The organism is Cyanobacterium stanieri LEGE 03274, from assembly GCF_015207825.1.
GTDB lineage: Bacteria > Cyanobacteriota > Cyanobacteriia > Cyanobacteriales > Cyanobacteriaceae > Cyanobacterium > Cyanobacterium stanieri_B.
The window spans coordinates 1-2,431 of the sequence record NZ_JADEWC010000058.1 but is presented as its reverse complement, the minus strand read 5'-3'; the positions used below and the strand labels follow the sequence as shown (position 1 = coordinate 2,431).

The following is a 2,431-nucleotide window of genomic DNA, read 5'->3' as shown; positions in this document are numbered from 1 at the left end:
TTCTTAAAGTAGTGGTATATCGATAAACTTCGGCTTTACCTACGTTTTGAGAGTTCATCCAGAGACTAACACATTTATTACGTACGAATTGGACTGTACGAATGCCCTCATCGATAGCTTTAAATTGTGGAGGTTTTCCTCTTAGTTTGTACTCTAAAATAAACATTTTACGCTAGTTAACCCAGAATAATAAATATAATAGCATAAAAAAGTCGCCCTAAAAGAGTGAGGCTTTAAACCCATTCTTTCGGTAAAAAAACATCATCAAAGAATTTTATAAGAGAAACAAAAAAACCATTATAACCCTTGAATTCTCAGCAAATAAAGACACTAAAAACAAAAATTTACTTATAATTTCTTATCAACCTGAAAAGTATCGACACATTTTTTAGTCATCATACATATTACCATAGTGATCACAAGCAATTTTAAATTATCGATATTTTATACAAGTAACAAAGGTGCAATTTTTAAAAGAAATTATTGGGCGTTGGTGGTCAGAATTTACCCTACAAACGAAGTTGATGGCAACAGCTACCCTAGTTGTCTCCCTCGTCATGAGTAGTTTAACTTTTTGGGCAGTAAACTCCATTCAACAAGAGGCACAAATAAACGACACCCGTTTTGGTAGAGATTTAGGGCTTTTGTTGGCAAGTAACGTTGCCCCTTTGATTGCTGAAGACAATTTAACGGAAGTAGCCCGTTTTTCAGGTCGATTTTATAACAGTACCTCCAGTGTACGATATATCATTTACGCAGACCAAGAGGGTAATATTTTTTTCGGGATTCCCTTTTCCCAAAATGAAGTTAAAAACTCCCTCACCATCCAAAGAAAATTAGAACTTCCCGAAGAATATAACCATGACATAAAATTACCCATGGTACGTCAGCATATCACCCCCGATGGACAAGTAACCGATGTATTTGTTCCTTTAGTAGATAACAATCAACCCCTAGGCACTTTAGCCATCGGTATTAACCCTAACCCTACCCTCGTAGCCTCCTCCAACCTCACAAGGGATGTTACCATCGCCGTATTTATTTCCATTTGGGCCATGGTAATTTTGGGAGGGGTATTTAATGCCCTCACTATTACTCAACCCATTAAGGAGTTACTGTTGGGGGTGAAAAATATCGCCGCAGGAAACTTCAAACAAAGAATTGACTTACCCCTAGGGGGAGAATTAGGGGAGTTAATCCTTAGCTTCAATGACATGGCAGAAAGGCTCGAAAAATTTGAAGAACAAAATATTGAGGAATTAACCGCCGAAAAAGCTAAATTAGAAACCTTGGTTTCCACCATCGCTGACGGGGCTATTCTTCTTGATTCTCAGTTAAAGTTAGTGTTGGTCAATCCCACAGCTAATAAAATGTTTGGATGGGATGATAAAAACATTATTGGTAAATATTTACTGGATTTTTTACCCTCAGAAATAGGGCAACAACTACAAAAACCATTAAAAAATATTTCCGTAGAAGAAGAACATATCGACGATGAGCAATACTATCATATTTCCCCCACAAGAGGCGAATTTAGGGTTACTTTAAGAGAACCTAATCACCATACTTTTAGAATCCTCATTACTCAAGTTTTAGACCAAAATCAAGAAAATTTGAAAGGTATTGTAATGACGGTTCAAGATATTACCAGGGAGGTAGAATTAAATGAAGCTAAGAGCCAATTTATTAGTAATGTTTCCCATGAGTTAAGGACTCCTTTGTTTAATATTAAGTCTTTTATTGAAACTTTGGCAGAATATGGAGATGATTTAACAGAAAATGAAAAAGTTGAGTTTTTACAAACGGCGAATCATGAAACCGATAGATTAACGCGTTTAGTGAATGATGTTCTGGATTTATCTCGTTTAGAATCTTCGAGAAGTTATGAATTTCAAGCCCTTGATTTAGAACAACCCATCGAACAAACCTTAAGGACTTATCAATTGTATGCTAAAGATAAAAATATTGAGTTGATAAGAGATGTGGAGGCTTTATTACCTTCGGTATGGGGCCATTATGATTTATTGTTGCAGGTGTTTACTAATTTGGTCGGTAATGCCCTTAAATTTACTCCTGAGCAGGGTAAAATCACCATTAAGGCTTATGGAGTAAAAAATAATCCTGAACAACCTGAGGAAATATCCCATGTGCGGGTGGAGGTAACAGACACGGGCATTGGTATTGCAAAAGAGGATCAAGAGGCGATTTTTGATCGTTTTTTCCGGGTAGAAAATCGGGTTCATACCCTTGAAGGCACTGGATTAGGACTTTCTATTGTTAAAAACATTGCGGACAAACACCATACTAAGGTTAATTTAGTGAGTGAAGTGGGGGTAGGTACTACTTTTTGGTTTGATTTACAGGTGTTTCAAGAGGAAAAAGTGCCTGTGGCTCACTGATTGAGTATGTGTTAGGTCTGTCTCTTATACAC

General features: G+C 36.7%; 1 protein-coding gene. It reads left to right on the top strand.

What is annotated here, in order from left to right; translation table 11 throughout:
* Positions 1–461 precede the first annotated feature (461 nt).
* Positions 462–2,399, top strand: a complete 1,938-nt coding sequence (nblS, locus tag IQ215_RS14170; RefSeq protein ID WP_193802047.1) for a two-component system sensor histidine kinase NblS — start codon at positions 462–464, stop codon at positions 2,397–2,399.
* Positions 2,400–2,431: the final 32 nt, after the last annotated feature.